Below are 19,451 nucleotides of genomic sequence, written 5' to 3'. Positions count from 1 at the left end.
AACACCGCTTGGCCCAGTTGTAACAGGCACAGTGCATTGCATTCAGGATGAAGCAGTAAAATGGTAAAGCACCTACAGCAGCGTCTTAATCAATCCCGCTCCCGCCCAGGCCGTTCTGCGGCAGCAACATGGTCGGGTGAACGAGGGAGTCCGTCACGAGGCCTACGCCTTGCTGTGCTGCTGCTGACCGACTTGAGCATGGTTTGCTTGGCTTTGATGGTATCTTCAAGTCTTGGCCACGATCGGCCACTATTTCCTGCAAATTTATTAGAACTTCTGGTGCTGCTAGGCATCATCGCTTTTGCCGCTACGGTCTTTGTAGGTCGCCGCCTTTACCGCTCCCTCATTCGGCACATGGGCCCTCACGCAGTCTGGGATTTGGTGGGCGCGGTGACGATTGTGGCATTGAGCTTCGCATTAGCTAGTTTTTACTGGCAATTAGATGTTGCGCCCTCGGCTCCTGGTATTTTTTGGCTGCTACTGTTTTTTGGCGCAGGGGGTGTTCGCTTGGTTACACGTGCCTACTATCAGGTATCTGCCGAGCGAGGCTCGAGACGTCTGGTGATTTATGGTGCCGGTGAATCAGGGCGGCAGCTTTTGCACGCGTTAAACCATGGGAGTCACTACGAGGTGTATGCATTCGTAGATGACGACATAGCGTTACGCAATACAGTTATCAACGGTCGACCTGTGTTCCCATCCGATGAACTAGAGGCGTTAGTCAAAGCGCAAGGAATTGCTCAGGTATTGTTGGCCGTGCCCTCCGCGTCCGCAGAGCGTCGGCGTGAAATCATTAACTCCCTAGTGGGCATTCCGGTGCATGTGCGCACTGTGCCCAAAATTTCGGAGCTTGTTGCTGGTAGGGCAAGCGTTAACCAAATTCAGGATGTGGACCTCGATGATCTGTTAGGCCGAGATCCTGTCCCACCGCATCCTGAGCTGATCGATAGCTGCCTTCATGACAAGGTTGTTATGGTCACGGGAGCGGGTGGCTCTATCGGTTCCGAATTGTGTCGGCAGATTATGGCTTCCGCTCCCCGTGAACTGATTTTGTTCGATATTTCAGAGTTCGCGCTGTATAGCATTGAGCAAGAACTCAGGGCGCTGTGCCAGCAGCAAGATTACCGTTTCCCGGTTGTGACCCTGCTCGGATCCGTTCGTGACGAGCGCAGATTGGAGTCACTGTATAAGACCTTTAAGGTGCAAACGGTTTACCATGCCGCTGCCTATAAACACGTTCCGCTCGTCGAATACAACGTCGCAGAGGGTGTGGCTAATAACGTGGATGGTACTTGGTCGGCAGCCCTCGCTGCTGAACGTGCTGGTGTCGAAACCTTTGTTTTGGTCTCTACAGATAAAGCCGTGCGTCCCGCCAATATCATGGGGGCATCAAAGCGCTACGCCGAACTGATCGTACAGGGGCTGGCGCAACGCGACACCCCCACACGGTTCTGCATCGTGCGTTTTGGCAACGTTCTTGGGTCGTCAGGCTCAGTGGTGCCTTTATTCAGAGAGCAGATCGAGTCTGGGGGGCCTGTCACGGTGACCCATCCTGATGTATCCCGGTATTTCATGAGTATTACTGAGGCAGCTCAGCTGGTTTTGCAAACGGGTGCAATGGGAACGGGGGGTGACGTTTTCGTGCTGGATATGGGTGAGCCGGTTCGTATCGTTGATCTTGCGAGGCGGATGATTCGCTTGAGTGGTTACGAGCTAGAGGGTGATGCTGTGTCCTCTGAGCACATCGATATTGAGTTTATTGGACTACGCCCGGGCGAGAAGCTCCATGAAGAACTTTTACTGGGCACTTCAGTGGCGGGCACGGGTCATCCTATGATCCTGCGGGCTGAGGAAGACAGTGTAGATTTTGATGTTCTAGAATCGGCAACGGCTAACTTGATCAAAGCTTGCGCTGACCTAGATTGTGATGGGATTACAAAAATCCTACGCGATTATGTGAGTGGCTTCGAAGCTCACGAGATTCGACATGACTTTGTTTGGTTGAAGCAGGGGCGTGTTGGCAAGCGCGCTAGGCAAGTCGCGCAAGCCGAAAATGTCTCAGTTCTTCCCGTTAGCAAGGGTCAATCAGCGCCCAAAAGCTAAAACCAAGATGAGTTTTTTATGAGGCGTTTCGATGTTTTTAATGGCGATGCTGATGGTATCTGCGCCTTATTGCAGCTGCGCCAGCACACGCCTCGCTCTGCCACTTTGATCACCGGCGTTAAGCGCGATATCGCGTTGCTTAACCGCGTATCCGCCGCTGCAGGGGATTTCGTCACTGTTCTTGATGTCGCGGTTGAAAAAAATCAGCCAGCACTGGACCGATTGCTGTCCCTAGGCGCTGAGGTGTTTTACGTCGATCACCACAATTCGGGAGAGTTGCCAAGTGCTCCGGGATTGGAGCTGTTAGTTAACACGGCGCCTGAGGTGTGCACTTCTGCTTTGGTTAATGGTTATTTGTCGGGAGCGGGTGCTAGCTGGGCAATAGTGGGTTGTTTTGGAGACAACCTTGATGGAACTGCAGAGCGGATTGCACAAACTTTAGCGATAACGCCTGATCTCAAATTGTGGCGGGAGCTGGGAATCCTCATCAATTACAATGCTTACGGGGCTCAGGTCAGTGATTTGCACTTTGACCCCGAAAGTCTATACCTGCGCTTATTACCTTTTGGGGATCCTGATGTTTGCATGGCAGAAGACCCAGATTTATACATGACCTTGCAGTCCGGGTATCGCGAGGACATGAGCAGAGCTGAAGCGGCTGATCTACTGATTAACGAGAACGCCGTAAAAGTGATCAAGCTACCGGATGAACCCTGGGCACGCCGTGTCAGTGGTGTTCTGGGAAACAAGCTTGCCTTAGATGCGCCGCATCGAGCCCATGCCGTGGTGACGGAAATCCCTGAGGGGTTCCTCGTAAGTGTCAGGGCGCCCGTGAAAAATCGCGTCGGTGCCGATACCGTTTGCAAGCAATTTCCTTCGGGGGGAGGGCGAGCAGCAGCGGCTGGTATTAATCAGTTGCCTCAGGAATCGCTGGCGGTTTTCATCGACGCCCTCAGGCACCAGTACAACTAAGCTGTTTCTTGCCCTTTGAGGCCCACGTTATTTGGCTTCTCTCTCGACCAGTAGCGCCAGTAGCGCCTCAATTTTTGCAAGCCTTTCTGAAGTTGACGCGGCATTTTTCTCTGAATCAACTGCTGGGATTTGTTCTATCTTGTAGGGATGAAACATCACCAAAAGCTGTTTGACTACCGAGGCGTCGAACTGAGCCTCGCGCAGCAGCAGTGTCCTAGCGGAATACTCTAAAGCCCCATAGAAAGCGTCTCGGCATTGCCATAACGGCATCTCCTCAATGAATTCTTGACGACTGATGCCGCGCTCGATGATTTGATCAAAAACGCGCACGTATTCACGAATTTTAGGTAACTGGTATTCGGGTTCCCCATGTCGAAGCCTCGCTCGATAGGTCAGGCCCACCATGTCGAATTGTTGGATAAGTGCCGTTAGGTGATAGGTTGCTAGCTGTTCTAATTGCTCCATGACGGGGAGGCTGGCATCCACAGCGATAAGTGCGCCTTTCGTTAAATCTGCCCAAAAATTCCCCACAACAACAGCCAGCAAATCCTGTTTGTTTTTGTGGTACAGGTATAGCGTTCCTTCGGCGATATGCGCCCTGCGTGCGATTTCGGCCATCGTAGAGCCGTCAACGCCCAGTGCAGTAAACACCTCGGTCGCTGCGTTTAAAATACTTTGTTCTTTTGCTTCCAAGCGTTCGCGCTGGGTGTTTTTAGTATTGGGCGAACTTGCGCTCATAGCCTAAGGCTCCTATAGTGAGCATGTGAGGATCACTCATAATAAATGAGCTATCATCATAAACGCTAGAATTCCAAATAGGTAGGGCCCCCAAAAATATGTCTTTTTTTGGGGAGCACTCAGGGGCGGCGGGTAATTTTCCGCTAGAAATTTGAAGCGCTGTTACTTGTAGCAAGGGCAATTCCCGTTAAATGCTGAAGGTGGGGGAAGCCGCTGTCGAACTTTGCAAAGGAAATTGCATGAGCATGAAGTCGTCGATAAAAATTGGTGGAGCCACTGGGTTTTGGGGCGAAACTGACCTCGCAATGGCCCAGTTTCTGTCTGAGGGCGACTTGGACTATATCGTCTTCGATTATTTGGCTGAAATTACCATGTCGATCCTTGCCAGAGCTCGCTCAAACGATGAAACGCTAGGTTATGCGACCGATTTTGTGACCGCCATGGTGCAGCCAAATCTGCAAGCCATCGCTGACTCTGGTGTGAAACTCATCAGTAATGCGGGTGGCGTTAATCCTCAGGCCTGTGCCCAAGCCATCACGAAGTGCATTGACGAGGCGGGGCTTAATTTAAAAGTTGCGGTCATAGTTGGTGATGATTTACTCCCCAGAGTTACTGAACTCTCAGCAGGTGGCGCCCGGGAAATGTTTTCTCATGAGGCCATGCCCGCCCCTGATAAAATCGCCAGTGCCAATGCTTACATTGGTGCTTTTCCTGTTGCCGAAGCGCTTCTTAATGGCGCAGATATTGTGATTACCGGGCGCTGCGTTGACAGTGCGGTAACGCTCGGTGCTTGTATCCATGCGTTTGGTTGGACCCCCGACGAGCTCGATCGATTGGCGGCAGGTTCCCTCGTGGGTCATTTGATTGAGTGTGGGCCGCAGGTGACAGGCGGCAATTACACCGATTGGGAAGCGGTAGCCGAGTCGCTTGTTGAGGTGGGTTATCCGATCGCTAAAGTATCGATGGATGGTGAGGCGGTGATCACAAAGCCTGCAAATACCGGAGGCACCGTAAGTCGAGGCACGGTTGGCGAGCAATTACTCTACGAAATCGATGACCCGATGCATTACGCACTTCCGGATGTGATCTGTGATTTTTCTTGCGTGGAACTACAGCAAATTGGTCAAGACCAGGTTCAAGTTAGCGGTGCTAAAGGACGGGGTGTGCCCACTGACTACAAGGTCAGTATGACCTGGGCCGATGGCTGGCGGGCAGGGACAATTCTTTGGTATCTGGGTCGAAAGGCGGCGGAAAAGGCTAGGTTTTTTGCAGAAGAAGTGCGCAAACGGGCAGAGCAAAAGCTAACCGCCCGCGGGATTTCTGGTTTCGATGATGTCACGGTCGAGATTGTGGGTGATGAGAGTCATTGGGGGGAAGTCGCCCAATACACTCGTAGTCGCGAAGTCGCTGTAAAAATTGCCTGCAGGCATCAGGACAAACGCGCGGTTGCGCTGTTGTTGCGTGAGGTTTCGGGCGCTGCCCTAGGGGCGCCACCGGGACTCGCCTTTTTTGCGGGTACTCGCGCGAAGCCATCCCCCGTGATTCGTTTATTTTCTATCAAGGTGCCCAAAACATCTGTGGCTTTATCGCTGATCGACGATAGAGGAACCAGTAAGTTGCCACAAATACCTGAGCCCTCGACGTTGTTCACCCCAGCTGAACCCACGGATATTCCCTCGGTCGGCTTACAGGCAGACGATACTCTTACAACGGTCCCTTTAGAGCGCCTTGCTTGGGGGCGATCGGGTGATAAAGGAGACAAAGCAAATATTGGCATCATGGCACGTAATGAAGCTTACCTGCCCTGGATCGCTCAAGTCTTAACTTCAGATTATGTTGCTACGCGTTTTGCTCATTTCATGACTAGTCCCAGCATCAACAGATACTATTTACCTGGACTCCCGGGGCTCAACTTCGTTCTGCACAATGCACTGGGCGGTGGGGGTGTTGCGAGTTTGCGCAATGATCCTCAAGCGAAGAGTTTCGCGCAAATCTTACTCGATACCCCTATTGCCATCCCTGAAAATATTTTGGAAAGCTAACATGGCTACTATTGTTTCAACGCTGCAATCCGATTCAGAGACGTTTAGTGAAAATCGTAACCGCATGCTGGGTTTCGTTGATCAACTAAGGTGCTATGAGCAACGCACCGAGGAGATCTCCAACCGTCGGCTCAAAACATTCCGTGCCCGTAATCAACTCACACCTAAAGAGCGTTTAGACGCTTTAATAGACCCAGGTATGCCGTTTTTGCAGCTGCATTCTATGGCGAATTTTTGTGTCGAGGAGTCTGATCGTGAGCTCAGCGTACCGGGTGCTTCGGTCATTGTGGGTATTGGTTTTGTCAGTGGTGTTCGCTGCATGGTTTGGGTCGATGACTCGGGCATCGCGGCTGGAGCCGCCACTGATTGCACCCTTAATGTGACGACTTCACTGCTGAAAATATGCCTGCGCCAAAATTTACCCCTGGTGCATCTCGTTGAAAGTGCCGGTGCTAACCTGCTGAAGTACAAAGTTGAACTTTGGTCTGAATTTGGCAGCGTGTTTCGCGATTTAGCACGCCTTTCTGCAAAGGGGCTGCCAACGATGGTCGTGCTACACGGTGGGTCTACTGCCGGAGGCGCGTATATGCCCGGTATGTCTGACTACGTTATCGGAGTTAAAGAGAATGGCATGGCGGCGCTCGGTGGCGCAGCCTTGGTCAAGGCCGCCACTGGAGAGGATGCCGACGATAGGGAGTTAGGCGGTACCGAAATGCATGCCAGCGTTTCAGGGGTTGTGGAGTACCTCGTTGAAAATGATGCACACGGCCTGCTGAAGGCTCGGGAAGTGATGCAGTGCATTGACTGGAACAAACGACTGACTCATTTTGCTAGACAACCCTATAGCGAACCCCGATATGCCGCTGAGGAGCTGGCCGGGGCTATCCCTACCGATCCGCGTACGCCCTACGATGTCAGAGAAATATTAGCCCGTGTGGTTGATGACTCTTCCATCGAAGAGTTCAAATCACGTTACGGTGTGTCGACTGTCTGCGGTCACGCCACGATCACAGGCGTCGCCTGTGGCTTTATTGGTAACAATGGTCCTATTGATACAAATGGCGCGACGAAAGCCGCGCAATTCATCCAGCTGTGTGATCAGTCTGATTTGCCCATTATCTTCTTTAACAATACCTCGGGGTATATGGTGGGCACGCAGTATGAACATGCGGGCATGATTAAGCATGGTTCCAAGATGATTCAGGCGGTTGCCAACGCTCGGGTACCTAAACTATCTCTCTACGTGGGTGCCAGCTATGGCGCTGGAAATTACGGTATGTGCGGATGGGCTTACGAACCGGACTTTTTGTTTGCATGGCCCAATGCGCGGACTGGCGTGATGGCGGGTCAGAGCGCTGCAACTACAATGACTGAAGTGGCTAAAGCAGGAGCTGCGCGTAAAGGTAAACCGATACCCGAGTCGCAGCTGGAGGCACAGGCCCAAACGATAAAGCAGCACTTTGACGCCCAAGAAGATGCCTTTTACACCTCGGGTCGCGTACTTGATCACGGAATTATCGATCCCAGAGATACCCGTAAAGTTTTGGCGTTCTGTTTGGAAACAATCATTGAAGGGCGTCACCGTAGTCTGCAATCAAACAGCTTCGGTGTGGCGAGGATGTAATTATGACGGCATTACCTGAAACAAAGTCAGTAGATCTCAATCTTGAAAATGGGTGGTTGACGGTCTGGTTTAATCAGCCTGAACGACGGAATCCGCTCACCGATGATGTTGTTGATGATTTGGAGATTATTCTGTCTTCGGTACGTGATGATCGCAGCGTCAGAGGGGTCACATTTAGGGGGCGGGGTGGTTTCTTCTGCGCTGGGGGTGATCTCAAAAGTTTTAACGCGATCGCTAGTGGCGCGCGGGAGCAAGCCATGAGAACCAGCACCCGTATCGGCGACATACTGGCAGACCTCAACGCCTTACCTCAGGTGACTGTGGCCATGATCGAGGGCGCGGCCATGGCGGGAGGCCTAGGTCTTGCTTGTTGCTGTGACGTAAGCGTAGGTATGAACGATGCCAAGTTTGCCTTTTCAGAAACTCGAATCGGTATTACGCCGGCGCAGATTGCGCGCTATGTTTTGCAAAAATGCGGTTATGCAGTGGGTCGTCGACTCATGCTCACCGCAGCGAGATTCAAAGGTGCGGAGGCGGCAGCTTTGGGCGTGCTAGATCTCGCGGTGGATTCGGTGGAGGCATTGGAAGACACTGAGAGAGCCATTCGTTCTGACGTCCTCGGTTGTGCCCCGGGCGCGGTAGCCGCGTGCAAAGAATTAATCGTTGGCATGCCGCAAACTCCCGATGACGAAAAAGTAATATACGCCGCTGAAAACTTTAGCCGATGCTTACAAAGCGATGAGGGCAAAGAAGGCGTGTCATCTTTTATTGAGAAGCGTAAACCCCGTTGGCACGTGGAGATTGATGTATGAAAACGCTGTCGACTTTATTGGTCGCGAATCGCGGTGAGATTGCAGTACGGGTAATGCGAACTGCGCGTGCATTGGGTATTCGTACGGTGGCCGTTTACTCTGACGCCGATGAAGACGCCTTGCATGTGCGCGAGGCTGATCAAGCGATCCGACTCGGTGGCCCCATTGTCAGTGATTCCTACCTGAGCCAAGAGAAGGTTCTGGCCGCAGCAATCGAGGCTGGCGCAGACGCTATTCATCCGGGTTATGGCTTCTTGTCAGAAAATTCAGATTTTGCTGCCGCTTGCGAGCAGGCGAACATTGTCTTTATCGGCCCTCCTAATCAAGCGATTGAGGTTATGGGTGATAAGGCTAGGGCTAAACGCGCCATGCTAGAGGCCAGCGTGCCTTGCATCCCGGGTTATCAGGGCGAGGCGCAGGACATCGAAACGCTGTTATTGGCCGCAGAGGACATTGGCCTCCCTGTCATGATTAAGGCTGCAGCGGGCGGTGGTGGCCGGGGCATGCGCCTTGTCACTGAATTATCCCAGTTACAAGATGCCATTGGCTTGGCTCAATCGGAAGCCCAGAACGCCTTCGGTTCTAGCGAACTTATTATCGAGCGCGCTGTACTTCGTCCGCGCCATGTCGAAGTACAGGTCTTTGCGGATCAGCATGGGCATGTTGTGCATTTGGGGGAACGGGATTGCTCGATTCAACGCCGGCACCAGAAAGTGATTGAAGAGTCTCCCTGTCCAGTCATGACGCCTGAGTTGCGCAGTGCAATGGGAGAGGCCGCGGTTGACGTAGCGCGAGCCGTTGATTATGTCGGTGCAGGTACCGTGGAGTTTTTGCTCGACGAGGAGGGGCGCTTTTACTTTTTGGAAATGAATACGCGCCTGCAGGTAGAGCACCCCGTCACTGAGATGGTCACGGGTTTTGATTTAGTTGAGTGGCAGATTCGGGTAGCCAGGGGAGAACCGCTGCCTGCAGAGCAAGACGACATTGAGCTGTTAGGCCATTCGGTTGAAGTCCGGTTGTATGCAGAGGAACCTGAAAAGGGGTTTCTTCCAAGCACGGGACCCGTGCGACTGTTCGATTTTCCGGAAGGTGAGGGCATTCGGATCGACAGTGGCGTGGCTAGCGGGGATGAGGTCAGCCCTTATTACGATGCAATGGTCGCTAAGATTATTAGCTATGGGGAAACACGAGAGGATGCACGTCGCCGTTTAGTCGCAACGTTACAAGATGGCGCTTTACTTGGCTTGGGCAACAATCGGGATTTTTTAATCGACGCCCTAGAGCAGCAAACTTTTAAGGATGGTTTAGCAACCACTGCGTTCATTGCGGAGCATTATGGCGACCAGTTCACCCCCCCCAAAGTACCCGGAGCTTTTGTTGTCGGTGCTGCAGTAATTCAGCACCTGCTCGCGATGGGTGAGGCTCATGACAGGGCACCATTGGTTTCCCATGAGCTTCTCGACTGGTCTTCCCGAGGGCGGGCTATCTCTATTCGTGAATATCGAATCGACGAGGTGGAAGTTAGTGTCAAGTTAGAAACGCTTTCAGCGGGGCAGTATCAAGTGGTGTTCCAAGGTGAAGAGTTCATGGTCGAATTCATGGGGATGTCTGATACCGACTGTGAGTTACAGATTAATGGCTGGCGCGAAAAGTTCAATTTTGTTCAAGAAGCGCCGGCGACCCTGCTTTTTGCTAACGCAACGTATTCGATGACGCTCACAGACTATACTCGAGTATCCCCGGAGGCTGTTGATGCCGCAGCGGGTGGCACTGTGGTGGCCCCGATGCACGGTTTACTGCTTGCTGTCGAGGTGTCAGAGAATGAAACGGTGGTCAAAGGTCAACGTCTCGCGGTCCTAGAGGCCATGAAGATGCAGCACGAGATTATAGCGCCCGCAGATGGTGTTGTTCTTGAGACTCCGGGTATGGCGGGTCGCCAAATTGCAGCGGGAGATGTGATGGTAGTTTTAGAGCTGGATGAATAGAGGCTCTATCAGCGACTGAGTTGTTTTAGCGAAGTGGTTGTTGCAGTGTGCTTGCTGATCGTCAAGGTGTAGTGAGCAACCTTAAGGTTTACTGGCGTGCTATTGGAAGGTATTGGACATGGAACAGGCTAAAGCTTTTCTCGAGGAGTGCCTAGACATCGATGCACTCTTAGGCGATGCCGGGAGTCTCGATCTCTCACGGCCCACGGGTTTCAAGGCCTGGAGCATCGAGACCATCCTGCGGCATCTGCATTTTTGGAACCAAATGGCTTTGTGGGCTCTCGAGAATACTGATCAGCTACAGCAGACGCTGGTGCCGGTCATGGAGGGGCTCACCCGCGGGGATAGTTTGACGCAAGTTGAAGGTCAAATTGTCTTGGCTGAGGGCGATGTGCTCCTGTCGGAGTGGCGCGAAACCTATCAGCAGCTTGCACAGTCTTATAGTCAGGCCGATCCATCGCAGCGTTGTCCGTGGGTAGGGCCCAGTATGAGTGCACGATCCTGTATTACGGCGCGACAGATGGAAACCTGGGCCCATGGCCAGGCAATTTATGATGAGCTGGGCAAGGTTCGCAGCAATACAGATCGTATTCACAACATCGTCATTCTGGGTATCAATACTTTCGGCTGGACGTTTAAGGTTCGTGGAGAGGCGGCTCCCGAACAAATGCCTTATGTTGAACTGACCGCGCCTTCGGGTGTTCTTTGGAAGTTTGGCGAGGACGATTCTGTGTCAGCAATCAGAGGTACAGCGGAAGAGTTTTCTCAGGTCGTAACTCAGACACGACATGTCGAAGATACCGAGCTGTCCTATACGGGTGAGGACGCCAAGCGCTGGCTCTATAACGCCCAGTGTTTTGCGGGTGGCCCCAATCCACCCCCAACCCCGGGGTCACGGTTCATGCGCGTTAGTTGAGCTTGCCCCCTGGGTTATCGACCTGTCGATACGTTGTATCGCCATCCAGAACAGCTCTTCCTGCGAGTAGCCGCTAATACGGTCCTGTTCTTCGCACGTCTCAATTGCAATAAACGTAGGCGTCACGTCAACCTGCTTGGTTATGCAGATACTTTTTGGGTGGGTTCCTGCCTGCCAAGCGGCTAAGCCAATTTTGTCGATTGGGAGTCGTCGGGCTTCATCGGTATTTTTGTAATAGGTGAGGACCTCTGCATCAAACTGCTGACAGGCTGGACAGTCCGCTGAGTAAATGTACAAAAGCTCAGCGGCGTTACCCTGAATGCAAATTGACAGGCTCAGTGGAAACAAAAAAGCAGCAGCAAAGTGCCTTGCTGTATCCCGTCGCCGGGGCTTACGGGGGCAGTGGAATTGGAAGTTTGATACCGCCATAGTGTGTGCTCTTTAGTAAGCCTTCAATCTTCGCGACACTCGAAGTTCCGGCCTGCATCTTCTGAACAAGGTATTTCGACTGCTACCGGTGCTACAAGCCGCGAAGGTCGACATTTGTCTTCGTTCTGGCCGGCATCAGTTTATTGGAAAACCACGCTACCTTCGAGGCGGACTATAAAACACCGCCACGGCAATCCTACGGCCTGAAAAAGGTCGGCGATATTTTTGGTGTGTACTGCAGGCATAAACGGGCTTTGAGCCTAACTGGACATGTCTTACCGAGACCCATTCACCGTTAGATTACGCGTTGTGGGCACCGGGGTATAAACACAAAGGCATGGCCTTAGGGTTTTGAGTTTGCAGTCGTGCTGCTGTTGTTCATACTGTTAGGCACTGTGGCTTAGGTTTCAGCTATGTATTGGGAAGCCTGATGGTGCGGGTCAGTACTGCGGGGGGAGGGCGGAACCGCGCGCTCTTTTTAGCGCCTCTGTACTGGCCATACCGCTCAAGCGATACGCCACGTTGTAGTCGTTAAAGTGCGCTAGAGTTGTTTTTGGTTATATGTTTATATGATATAAGAATATAAAATAAAGATGGCTGCAAAGACACTGAAATAACGCAGCCGCAATGTAAGTGCATTCACGGGGGTGGGGCAAATGCCAACACACGCCAGTCATCAGGAGGGTCGGTTGAGGCCGGCACCAGAGTCATTCCTGTCTGATGAGCTGATATCTGAGGTGTCACAAAAAGGTGTCGATACCCAGCGCAGACAGCTTTTACGGGGTGCTTTTGCGGGTGCATTGGCCGGGGTCTCCGGGCTTGCGATTGCCGATGATCCCAACATTATCGAGGTGCCCGAATGGAGCCGCAGTCTTGGTAAAGCCGTGGCGACAAACCCCTATGGCCAGCCATCGATTTTCGAAGCCAACAACATTCGCCGACAAAGCCCTGGCCTTACGCAAACTGATCAAGCGAGCGTGGCTTTCACACCTTTGCAAAATCTTTTTGGGTGCATCACTCCCAGTGGGCTGCACTTTGAGCGGCACCATCAAGGTTGGGTCGATATCGACCCTCGACGTCACCGACTTATGGTTAACGGGCTAGTGAAAGAACCCCTGGTATTTACCGTTGAAGACCTACTGCGTATGCCCAGTGTGTCGCGCATGCACTTCTTGGAATGTGGTGCGAATACAGCGTTAGAGTGGGGTAACTCAGCTGTGCCCACCGTGCAATACACCCACGGTATGTTGTCAGGCTCTGAGTGGACCGGCGTGCCGCTGTCTTTGTTACTCGAGCGTGCGGGCTACGACCAGAACGCTAATTATTTGTTAGCAGAGGGTGCCGATGGTTCCGGGATGACGCGAACCATTAACCTTGTCGAGGCACTCGAAGACGCGATTGTGGCCTACGGCCAAAATGGCGAAATGCTGCGACCTGAGCAGGGCTACCCACTAAGGCTAGTAGTGCCGGGTGTACAGGGTGTTTCTTGGGTGAAGTGGTTGCGCCGTTTAGAGGTTGGCAACAAACCCTATGCCACCAAGGATGAGGCTAGTCATTACGTCGATCTTATGCCCAATGGCCAGTTGCGCCAGTACACCGCCATACAAGAGGCTAAGTCGGTTATCACGGCGCCTTCTGCGGGTCAGAAGCTGCTTAGCCAAGGTTATTACTGCATTACGGGTTTGGCCTGGTCGGGTCGGGGCTCCGTGCGCAAAGTGGAGGTTTCGGTCGACGGCGGGCGCAATTGGCAGGAGGCGAGGTTAGAGGGGCAGGTATCCACAAAAATGCTGACGCGATTTAATTTTGACTGGGTTTGGCGGGGCGAGCCGGCATTACTGCAAAGCCGAGTCCACGACGATACGGGTTACATACAGCCACAACGTGCCGCATTGGTGGCCCAGCGAGGCACTCGTTCGATTTATCACAACAATGCCATTCAGACGTGGCGGGTAAGTCCTTCAGGTGAGGTCGATAATGTTCAGGTGGGCTAGGTCATGGATGATCGGCCTGATTTTTTTGGGTAGTAACGCCTTTGCTGGCGACTATTTATTGGCTCTTAATGCGCTAGGAAGAACTGCAACCACTGCGGAACTCAGTGCCTGGGACATCGATGTGCGCCCTGATTTTACAGGGTTGCCTGTAGGTGCCGGCTCGGTAGAGCAAGGTGAGGTACTGTGGCTAGATCAATGCGCAAGTTGCCACGGCGATTTTGGCGACTCTAATGAAGTTTTCTCGCCTATTGTCTTGGGCAACATTACCGAGAACGATATTCAGACAGGGCGTGTGGCTGCGCTAACAGACCCTGCCGTTGTCAGGACCACTTTCATGAAGGTGGCGACCTTGTCTACGGTTTGGGATTACATCAATCGAGCAATGCCCTGGAATGCACCGAAGTCATTGGCTGTTGATGAGGTGTACGCATTGGTCGCCTACCTGCTTAATCTTGCTTATATTGTCGATGACGACTTTGTGCTGTCTGATAAAAATATAAGAGATGTTCAAGCCTTAATGCCAAACCGTAATGGTATGACTGAGGACCACGGCCTTTGGTCGGTTAACGGCGTTCCCGACGTGGTTGGCTCGGCGTGCACAACCAACTGTGCGGTCAATACGACGGTTACGTCATCTCTTCCAGATTATGCAATGAATGCTCACGGCAACCTTAGAGATCAAATGCGTGATTATGGCCCCTTTCCCGGCGTGCAGACCGCACCTGCAGCACAGCGGTCGGAATCCCAGTCAACGCCGAGTGACACGTTAGATCAACGACCTGATGACCTTTTATCGGTTAGTGGCTGTACGGCTTGCCATCAGATGAATAAAGCGTTGGTGGGTCCCGGATTCTCTGCAATTCGAGACCGTTATGCGGGGCAGGATGCCGCGATCTATTTGGCCAACAAAATCAAGCAGGGAGGGCAGGGCGTATGGGGCTCGATGCCCATGCCTGCGATGACGAGGTTGGATGATACTGTCGTGGAGACACTGGCACTTTGGCTAGCCTCAGGGCAACTAAACAAGTAAAGGAGTTGACATCTATGGGTAATTTAGACCCTTTGGGATTAACACGGCGAGGCTTAATAAGAGTGAGTGGCGCGCTGTTAGTTGCTGCTGCCTTACCGCAAAAACTTTGGTCGGCAGCACTGCGACCGGAATCTGTTTTTCAGACGACAACCCTTGACGCTACCTTTGAGGCACTTGGCGGTGTCCCAACAATCAGTGAAGGGATTATTTTTTCGGCACCTGATATTGCAGAAAATGGCGCAGTCGTGCCCATTAGGATTGAGGTTGATGTATCCGTGTTGCCTGGAGTCAGCAAACTGTATGTCATTGTAGAGAAGAACCCGAATCCGGTTGCTGCAGTTTTTCAAGTTCCGCCCAATACCCAGCCTTATGCAGAAACTCGGGTAAAGGTGGCGCAAACGGGTAATCTCTATGCCGTCGCCGAGGCGGAGGGTGAGCTCTATATGATGCAAAGAGAAACCAAAGTTACTTTGGGTGGCTGCGGCGGCTAAGGAGAAATACGATGGCCAGTAGGATTAGAATTCGCGCTCAACTTAAAGGCGACCACTGTGAGGTTAAGGCATTGATGCGCCACCCCATGGAAACCGGCATGCGCAAGGATCAGACGGGTGCGTCGATTCCTGCAAATTTCATTGAGGATGTTCAGGTCGTCCATGGTGATACCGTCGTCATGCAGGCTTATTGGGGCGCTGCCGTGTCGGCGAACCCGTTTCTGGGTGTCCGGTTTAAAGGCGGCACCCAAGGTGATGTGGTCAAAGTGATCTGGCGTGATAACCAAGGTGCAACCGGTACTGGTGAGACGACTATTCGTTGATTAGCTGAGCGGGCAATTATGAATAACAGGTTTATCAAGATTATTTTTGCCATTGTCATAGGGCTTTGGTCTGCAACACTTCTGTCACAGGGAGAGGGTATTTTTGACGAGTATCGCGATATGTTGGGCGATGATAATCCAGCGATCTTCGTAATTTTTGATGGCGAGGAAATTTGGTATGCCCCCGCAGGCCCCAAGTCAGCCTCTTTAGAACAATGTGATCTTGGTCTTGGGCCTGGCGTGGTGGAAGGTGCCTATGCGCAATTGCCGAGGTATTTTGCGGACGTCGATCGGGTTCAGGACATTGAGGCGCGCCTCGAGCATTGCATGATCCAACTGCAGGGTCTTGCCCCCGATGAGGTTAGCGCGAAACCCTACTCGCTGCGAGGTGACCTGGGTACTCAGCTTGAAGCGCTGGTTGCATGGATTGCTGATCAATCTAGTGGTCTCGCAATCGCACCGGGTCAGGCTCATGCTCAGGAGAAATCAGCTTACGCCTTGGGTGAAACCCTTTTCTATTATCGGGCAGGCACTCATGATTTTTCTTGTGCCACTTGCCATGAGCAGGCCGGGCGCCGCATACGGTTGCAAGCCCTGCCAAATTTGACCACGCATGAGGGCGCAGCTGCAGCCTATAGCACCTGGCCGGCCTACCGTATCTCTCAAGGTATTGTTCGCACTATGGGGTGGCGTATGCGGGACTGTATGCGCCAGCAACGAATGCCTGAATTGACAATGGGGTCTGATGCCTCGGTAGCACTGCAGACCTATCTCGCCGTTAATGGCGCCGGGGCCTCTATGACAGCGCCAGGGCTGAAGCGGTAACTAATGATGAAAACAAGCACTCTACTATTTGCCGTTATGTTTTCTAATCCTCTTTACGCTGACGAGGTCTATGAGGTGTTGCTGGATTCAATGGTCGACAAAAACTTTGTCACCGTCGAGCGACTGAAACAAGATGAGCTTCAGGCGTTTTGCAGCAAACCGCGCTCGGCGAAGGTTGATGAGGCTCGTGCAGCGGAGTTGAGAGAAGCAGCACTTGAGGGGGTTACCAGCCCACCGGGGGGGAATTATTTGGGTGATTGGCAGCGGGGTGAAAAAGTCGCCATAAACGGCAAGGGGCTTCAGTATTCCGACGACCCCAACGCGGCTAATGGTGGTAATTGTTATGCCTGCCATCAACTTGATCCCGCTGAAGCGGCATACGGTACTTTGGGGCCATCGCTAAGCGGCTATGGCGCCAGAGGTCAAAGTGCTGCCATGCTTAAGTACACTTGGACCAAGCTTTGGAATACCCACGCTTATAACGTCTGTTCCCACATGCCAAGATTTGGTGCCGCTGACATACTAACGCCGCAGCAGTTGCAGGACGTTATGGCTTTTCTTTTTGATCCAACGTCGCCAGTGAATCGTTCGCAGCCGTGACGGGATGGTCAATAAAAGGAAGCCGTCATCGAACGCCGTGAATTTGGAAAAATGCTGGCATTGGGTGCGGCGGCTGGCTTAGCACTGCCCGGTGTGTCAGCTCGAGCGGCTACAGTTAATCCCTACGATATTGCGCCGACTGGCAATGTCCATCTGTTACATATGACAGATGCTCACGCACAGCTCACGCCAGTTCACTATCGTGAGCCACAGGCAAATATCGGCGTTCACAGTGCCCATAATCACAGCCCGCACCTTGTGGGAAAGGCTTTATTGGAACGCTATCAGATTGCATCAGGCACCCGTCAAGCCCACGCTTATACGCACCTTGATTACACCGCGGCTGCACTTGAATTTGGCCAGGTTGGTGGCTTTGCCCATTTGGCGACCTTGGTAAAGCAGCTCAAATCTAGCCGCTCGAATGCACTGCTTCTCGACGGTGGGGATCTTTGGCAGGGATCAGCTACCGCGCTGTGGACTCAGGGGCAAGATATGGTCGACGCCTCTAAACTTCTCGGCATTGACGTTATGACCGGGCACTGGGAATTTACACTTGGAACCGAGCGTGTGCAGTCGATTGTTAATAATGATCTGGCTGGGCGCACGGCGTTTTTGGCACAAAATATTCGCGATAAAGAATTTGGCGACCCCGTTTTTCCTAGCCATGTCATACGCGAGTTGAACGGTGTCCCCGTTGCTATTATCGGACAGGCCTTTCCCTACACGCCGGTCGCAAACCCTGCGTATCTCATGGAGGGGTTGAGCTTTGGTATTCGCGAGCGCGAGTTGCAAGAGAAAATTAATGAAGTCCGCCGTGAAGGGGCACAGGTCGTTGTTTTGCTGTCTCACAATGGTGCAGACACAGATATAAAGCTTGCCTCACGGGTTTCTGGACTCGATGCCATTCTTGGGGGCCACACTCACGATGCGATTCCACGGGCGCTAGAGGTAAAAAATCCGGCAGGCATGACGCTAGTGACCAATGCGGGATCCAACGGGAAATTTTTGGGCGTTCTAGATTTTGATGTGCGTGGCGGCCGTATCAGGAACTGGTCTTACCAGTTGCTGCCAGTATTTTCTAATATGCTGACGCCGGACTTAGAAATGTCTGCCTTGATCAATGATATCCGCGCGCCTTACGCTGAAAAGTTAGGTGAAGTTTTAGCCACCACGGACGACTTACTCTATCGGCGAGGTAATTTTAACGGCAGCTTTGATCAGCTCATCTGTAACGCCTTGCGGGATGAGCTAGACGCTGACATTGCGTTTTCTCCGGGCTTTCGCTGGGGTACCACATTGCTACCCGGATCAGATATCACGATGGAGGACCTTATGGCTCAAGTGGCCATTACCTATCCTGCTGTCACAGTGAATGAAATGAGCGGAGAGCGCCTAAAGTACGTTTTGGAGGATGTCGCCGACAATCTTTTCAACCCCGACCCCTATTACCAGCAAGGGGGAGATATGGTGCGCGTAGGAGGGCTCCAGTACAGCATTGCACCTGCCGCGGCGGCTGGAGAACGCATTGGTAATCTGCGCTTTAAAGATAAACCGGTTGACGCTTCAAGGTTCTATAAAGTGGCGGGCTGGGCTTCGGTGCAGCGCGTTGAGGGAGAACCCATTTGGGATGTGGTGGCTCGCTGGCTTCGTTTCCAAAAAGTCGTCGGTAATCTATCCGTAGAGCAACCTGAGGTAAGAGGCTTGGTCGACAACTTAGGGTACGTCGATTGAAAATGCAGTCCAGTGCATGTGAGCGCCGGTGATTACGATATTTCAGTCGGCACCGGCACAGCAGCCGCTGTGGCAGTCGCGATGCCTGAGCTCCGTTCGGGAGTGGTGTGCCCAACAGGGTTACCGGTACCTTTTTTTTGGCGATGAACTTTTTGACCGCGTGCCTAGCGCCCTGCGGAATAAGCTGGCGGGACGCACACCGATTATTGCCGATCTTGCGCGTTTAAGTTTGCTTAAGGATCACCTTGAGTCAGAGGGTGGTACTGCAGTGTGGTTGGATGCGGATACCTTAGTTGTCGATGCGTCATGGGCTCCCAATACAGAGGCATCAGTTTGTTTTGGTGAGGAGTACTGGCTGGATACTGACAGCCGAGGACGACTAAAAATATTTAAGCAACCTCATAATGCCTTTATGCTTTTTTCGGCTGACAACACCGTTTTACCTTTTCTGCATCAGGTTGCGCATTCGATTATTGAACGTGCTGATTCCGCAGCGATTTCGCCGCAAATGATAGGCCCCAAGCTTTTGAAGGCGCTTCACTCTCTGGCGGATTTCCCCCTTTATCCTGAGGCGGGGGCGTTGAGCCCGATGCTTGCGAGTGAACTAGTGCACGGCGGCGGGCCGGCGATCGATGCAGTGAGAGAAAGCCGCCGGCCCAAGACATGCCTTTGGAATCTTTGTGGTTCTTTAGCTGGCGAAGAGAACCATGAAAGTAACCTCTTAGCTTTGACTCATGATCCATCATTATTCGAAGCGCTGTCTTAATGTGGGATGCCACAGTTATGTCTAATTTTTGTAGCTCCTCTAATTATTTTCCACTTTGAACTGCTTGCGCTCA

Annotated in this window: 17 protein-coding genes; 15 read left to right on the top strand and 2 right to left on the bottom strand. The window is 52.5% G+C overall.

All coding sequences use genetic code 11. The annotated features are described in order from the left end of the window. Positions 1-60: 60 nt before the first annotated feature. Both ACMAZB_RS11315 and ACMAZB_RS11310 read left to right on the top strand, forming a co-directional pair. Positions 61-2,103: a polysaccharide biosynthesis protein gene (locus ACMAZB_RS11315; RefSeq protein ID WP_435217261.1), complete on the top strand. Its 2,043-nt coding sequence runs from the start codon at positions 61-63 to the stop codon at positions 2,101-2,103. Between the two features lie 18 nt (positions 2,104-2,121). Beyond that, entirely contained in the window at positions 2,122-3,075 is a 954-nt protein-coding gene (locus tag ACMAZB_RS11310) for a DHH family phosphoesterase (protein ID WP_435217259.1), read from the top strand. 27 nt (positions 3,076-3,102) lie between these two features. Here ACMAZB_RS11310 and ACMAZB_RS11305 read toward each other — a convergent pair whose 3' ends face one another. Further along, a complete protein-coding gene (locus ACMAZB_RS11305) occupies positions 3,103-3,813 on the bottom strand; it encodes a TetR/AcrR family transcriptional regulator (protein ID WP_435217258.1) in 711 nt (236 codons plus the stop codon). 239 nt (positions 3,814-4,052) lie between these two features. Here ACMAZB_RS11305 and ACMAZB_RS11300 point away from each other — a divergent pair, with 239 nt between their 5' ends. The 5 genes from ACMAZB_RS11300 to ACMAZB_RS11280 all read left to right on the top strand — a co-directional run bounded on the left by ACMAZB_RS11300 (position 4,053) and on the right by ACMAZB_RS11280 (position 11,192). Further along, on the top strand, positions 4,053-5,855 hold the full coding sequence (locus ACMAZB_RS11300) for an acyclic terpene utilization AtuA family protein (RefSeq protein ID WP_435217257.1): 1,803 nt from the start codon (positions 4,053-4,055) through the stop codon (positions 5,853-5,855). Position 5,856: 1 nt separating this feature from the next. Then, positions 5,857-7,479, top strand: coding sequence for an acyl-CoA carboxylase subunit beta (locus ACMAZB_RS11295; protein ID WP_435217255.1), 1,623 nt, complete (start codon positions 5,857-5,859; stop codon positions 7,477-7,479). Positions 7,480-7,481: 2 nt separating this feature from the next. Next, on the top strand, positions 7,482-8,291 hold the full coding sequence (locus ACMAZB_RS11290) for an enoyl-CoA hydratase/isomerase family protein (RefSeq protein WP_435211917.1): 810 nt from the start codon (positions 7,482-7,484) through the stop codon (positions 8,289-8,291). After that, positions 8,288-10,276 (top strand): acetyl-CoA carboxylase biotin carboxylase subunit, encoded by a 1,989-nt coding sequence (locus tag ACMAZB_RS11285; RefSeq protein ID WP_435217253.1) that lies wholly within the window; start codon positions 8,288-8,290, stop codon positions 10,274-10,276. The genes ACMAZB_RS11290 and ACMAZB_RS11285 overlap by 4 nt, the downstream gene beginning before the upstream one ends. A gap of 118 nt (positions 10,277-10,394) precedes the next feature. Beyond that, a complete protein-coding gene (locus ACMAZB_RS11280; RefSeq protein ID WP_435217252.1) occupies positions 10,395-11,192 on the top strand; it encodes a TIGR03084 family metal-binding protein in 798 nt (265 codons plus the stop codon). On the opposite strand, the gene ACMAZB_RS11275 is transcribed toward ACMAZB_RS11280, so the two are convergent. Then, a complete protein-coding gene (locus tag ACMAZB_RS11275; RefSeq protein ID WP_435217250.1) occupies positions 11,169-11,621 on the bottom strand; it encodes a thioredoxin fold domain-containing protein in 453 nt (150 codons plus the stop codon). The genes ACMAZB_RS11280 and ACMAZB_RS11275 overlap by 24 nt on opposite strands. Before the next feature lie 656 nt (positions 11,622-12,277). Between ACMAZB_RS11275 and soxC the strand changes: the two genes are divergently transcribed. From soxC to ACMAZB_RS11235, 8 genes are read left to right on the top strand one after another with little or no spacing between them, the layout of a single operon-like run. Continuing rightward, positions 12,278-13,612, top strand: a complete 1,335-nt coding sequence (soxC, locus tag ACMAZB_RS11270; RefSeq protein ID WP_435217248.1) for a sulfite dehydrogenase — start codon at positions 12,278-12,280, stop codon at positions 13,610-13,612. Positions 13,613-13,619: 7 nt separating this feature from the next. Next, positions 13,620-14,642: a c-type cytochrome gene (locus tag ACMAZB_RS11265; RefSeq protein WP_435217246.1), complete on the top strand. Its 1,023-nt coding sequence runs from the start codon at positions 13,620-13,622 to the stop codon at positions 14,640-14,642. Positions 14,643-14,656: 14 nt separating this feature from the next. Beyond that, entirely contained in the window at positions 14,657-15,133 is a 477-nt protein-coding gene (soxY, locus tag ACMAZB_RS11260) for a thiosulfate oxidation carrier protein SoxY (protein ID WP_435217244.1), read from the top strand. Positions 15,134-15,144: 11 nt separating this feature from the next. Beyond that, positions 15,145-15,456, top strand: a complete 312-nt coding sequence (gene soxZ, locus ACMAZB_RS11255) for a thiosulfate oxidation carrier complex protein SoxZ (RefSeq protein ID WP_435217242.1) — start codon at positions 15,145-15,147, stop codon at positions 15,454-15,456. Positions 15,457-15,474: 18 nt separating this feature from the next. Beyond that, positions 15,475-16,281 (top strand): sulfur oxidation c-type cytochrome SoxA, encoded by an 807-nt coding sequence (gene soxA / locus ACMAZB_RS11250; protein ID WP_435217240.1) that lies wholly within the window; start codon positions 15,475-15,477, stop codon positions 16,279-16,281. 3 nt (positions 16,282-16,284) lie between these two features. Next, complete coding sequence (soxX, locus tag ACMAZB_RS11245; protein ID WP_435217238.1) at positions 16,285-16,881, top strand: sulfur oxidation c-type cytochrome SoxX; 597 nt, start codon at positions 16,285-16,287, stop codon at positions 16,879-16,881. Positions 16,882-16,932: 51 nt separating this feature from the next. Continuing rightward, a complete protein-coding gene (gene soxB, locus ACMAZB_RS11240) occupies positions 16,933-18,612 on the top strand; it encodes a thiosulfohydrolase SoxB (RefSeq protein ID WP_435217236.1) in 1,680 nt (559 codons plus the stop codon). Positions 18,613-18,640: 28 nt separating this feature from the next. Next, positions 18,641-19,378, top strand: coding sequence for a hypothetical protein (locus ACMAZB_RS11235; protein ID WP_435217234.1), 738 nt, complete (start codon positions 18,641-18,643; stop codon positions 19,376-19,378). Positions 19,379-19,451 lie beyond the last annotated feature (73 nt).

The organism is Luminiphilus sp. nBUS_07, from assembly GCF_051201685.1.
In the GTDB taxonomy this organism is placed as follows: domain Bacteria; phylum Pseudomonadota; class Gammaproteobacteria; order Pseudomonadales; family Halieaceae; genus Luminiphilus.
Note: the sequence above shows the minus strand (reverse complement) of the source record. Positions and strands in the feature narration are given on the sequence as shown.

What these genes read in the sequence shown, in the direction of transcription:
- soxY (WP_435217244.1), top strand. Translation starts at nt 14,657, where the DNA reads ATGGGTAATTTAGACCCTTTGGGATTAACACGGCGAGGCTTAATAAGA.
- ACMAZB_RS11265 (WP_435217246.1), top strand. Translation starts at nt 13,620, where the DNA reads ATGATCGGCCTGATTTTTTTGGGTAGTAACGCCTTTGCTGGCGACTAT.
- ACMAZB_RS11285 (WP_435217253.1), top strand. Translation starts at nt 8,288, where the DNA reads ATGAAAACGCTGTCGACTTTATTGGTCGCGAATCGCGGTGAGATTGCA.
- ACMAZB_RS11280 (WP_435217252.1), top strand. Translation starts at nt 10,395, where the DNA reads ATGGAACAGGCTAAAGCTTTTCTCGAGGAGTGCCTAGACATCGATGCA.
- soxZ (WP_435217242.1), top strand. Translation starts at nt 15,145, where the DNA reads ATGGCCAGTAGGATTAGAATTCGCGCTCAACTTAAAGGCGACCACTGT.
- soxB (WP_435217236.1), top strand. Translation starts at nt 16,933, where the DNA reads ATGCTGGCATTGGGTGCGGCGGCTGGCTTAGCACTGCCCGGTGTGTCA.
- ACMAZB_RS11315 (WP_435217261.1), top strand. Translation starts at nt 61, where the DNA reads ATGGTAAAGCACCTACAGCAGCGTCTTAATCAATCCCGCTCCCGCCCA.
- ACMAZB_RS11290 (WP_435211917.1), top strand. Translation starts at nt 7,482, where the DNA reads ATGACGGCATTACCTGAAACAAAGTCAGTAGATCTCAATCTTGAAAAT.
- ACMAZB_RS11300 (WP_435217257.1), top strand. Translation starts at nt 4,053, where the DNA reads ATGAGCATGAAGTCGTCGATAAAAATTGGTGGAGCCACTGGGTTTTGG.
- soxX (WP_435217238.1), top strand. Translation starts at nt 16,285, where the DNA reads ATGATGAAAACAAGCACTCTACTATTTGCCGTTATGTTTTCTAATCCT.
- soxC (WP_435217248.1), top strand. Translation starts at nt 12,278, where the DNA reads ATGCCAACACACGCCAGTCATCAGGAGGGTCGGTTGAGGCCGGCACCA.
- soxA (WP_435217240.1), top strand. Translation starts at nt 15,475, where the DNA reads ATGAATAACAGGTTTATCAAGATTATTTTTGCCATTGTCATAGGGCTT.
- ACMAZB_RS11310 (WP_435217259.1), top strand. Translation starts at nt 2,122, where the DNA reads ATGAGGCGTTTCGATGTTTTTAATGGCGATGCTGATGGTATCTGCGCC.
- ACMAZB_RS11295 (WP_435217255.1), top strand. Translation starts at nt 5,857, where the DNA reads ATGGCTACTATTGTTTCAACGCTGCAATCCGATTCAGAGACGTTTAGT.
- ACMAZB_RS11275 (WP_435217250.1), bottom strand. Translation starts at nt 11,621, where the DNA reads ATGGCGGTATCAAACTTCCAATTCCACTGCCCCCGTAAGCCCCGGCGA.
- ACMAZB_RS11305 (WP_435217258.1), bottom strand. Translation starts at nt 3,813, where the DNA reads ATGAGCGCAAGTTCGCCCAATACTAAAAACACCCAGCGCGAACGCTTG.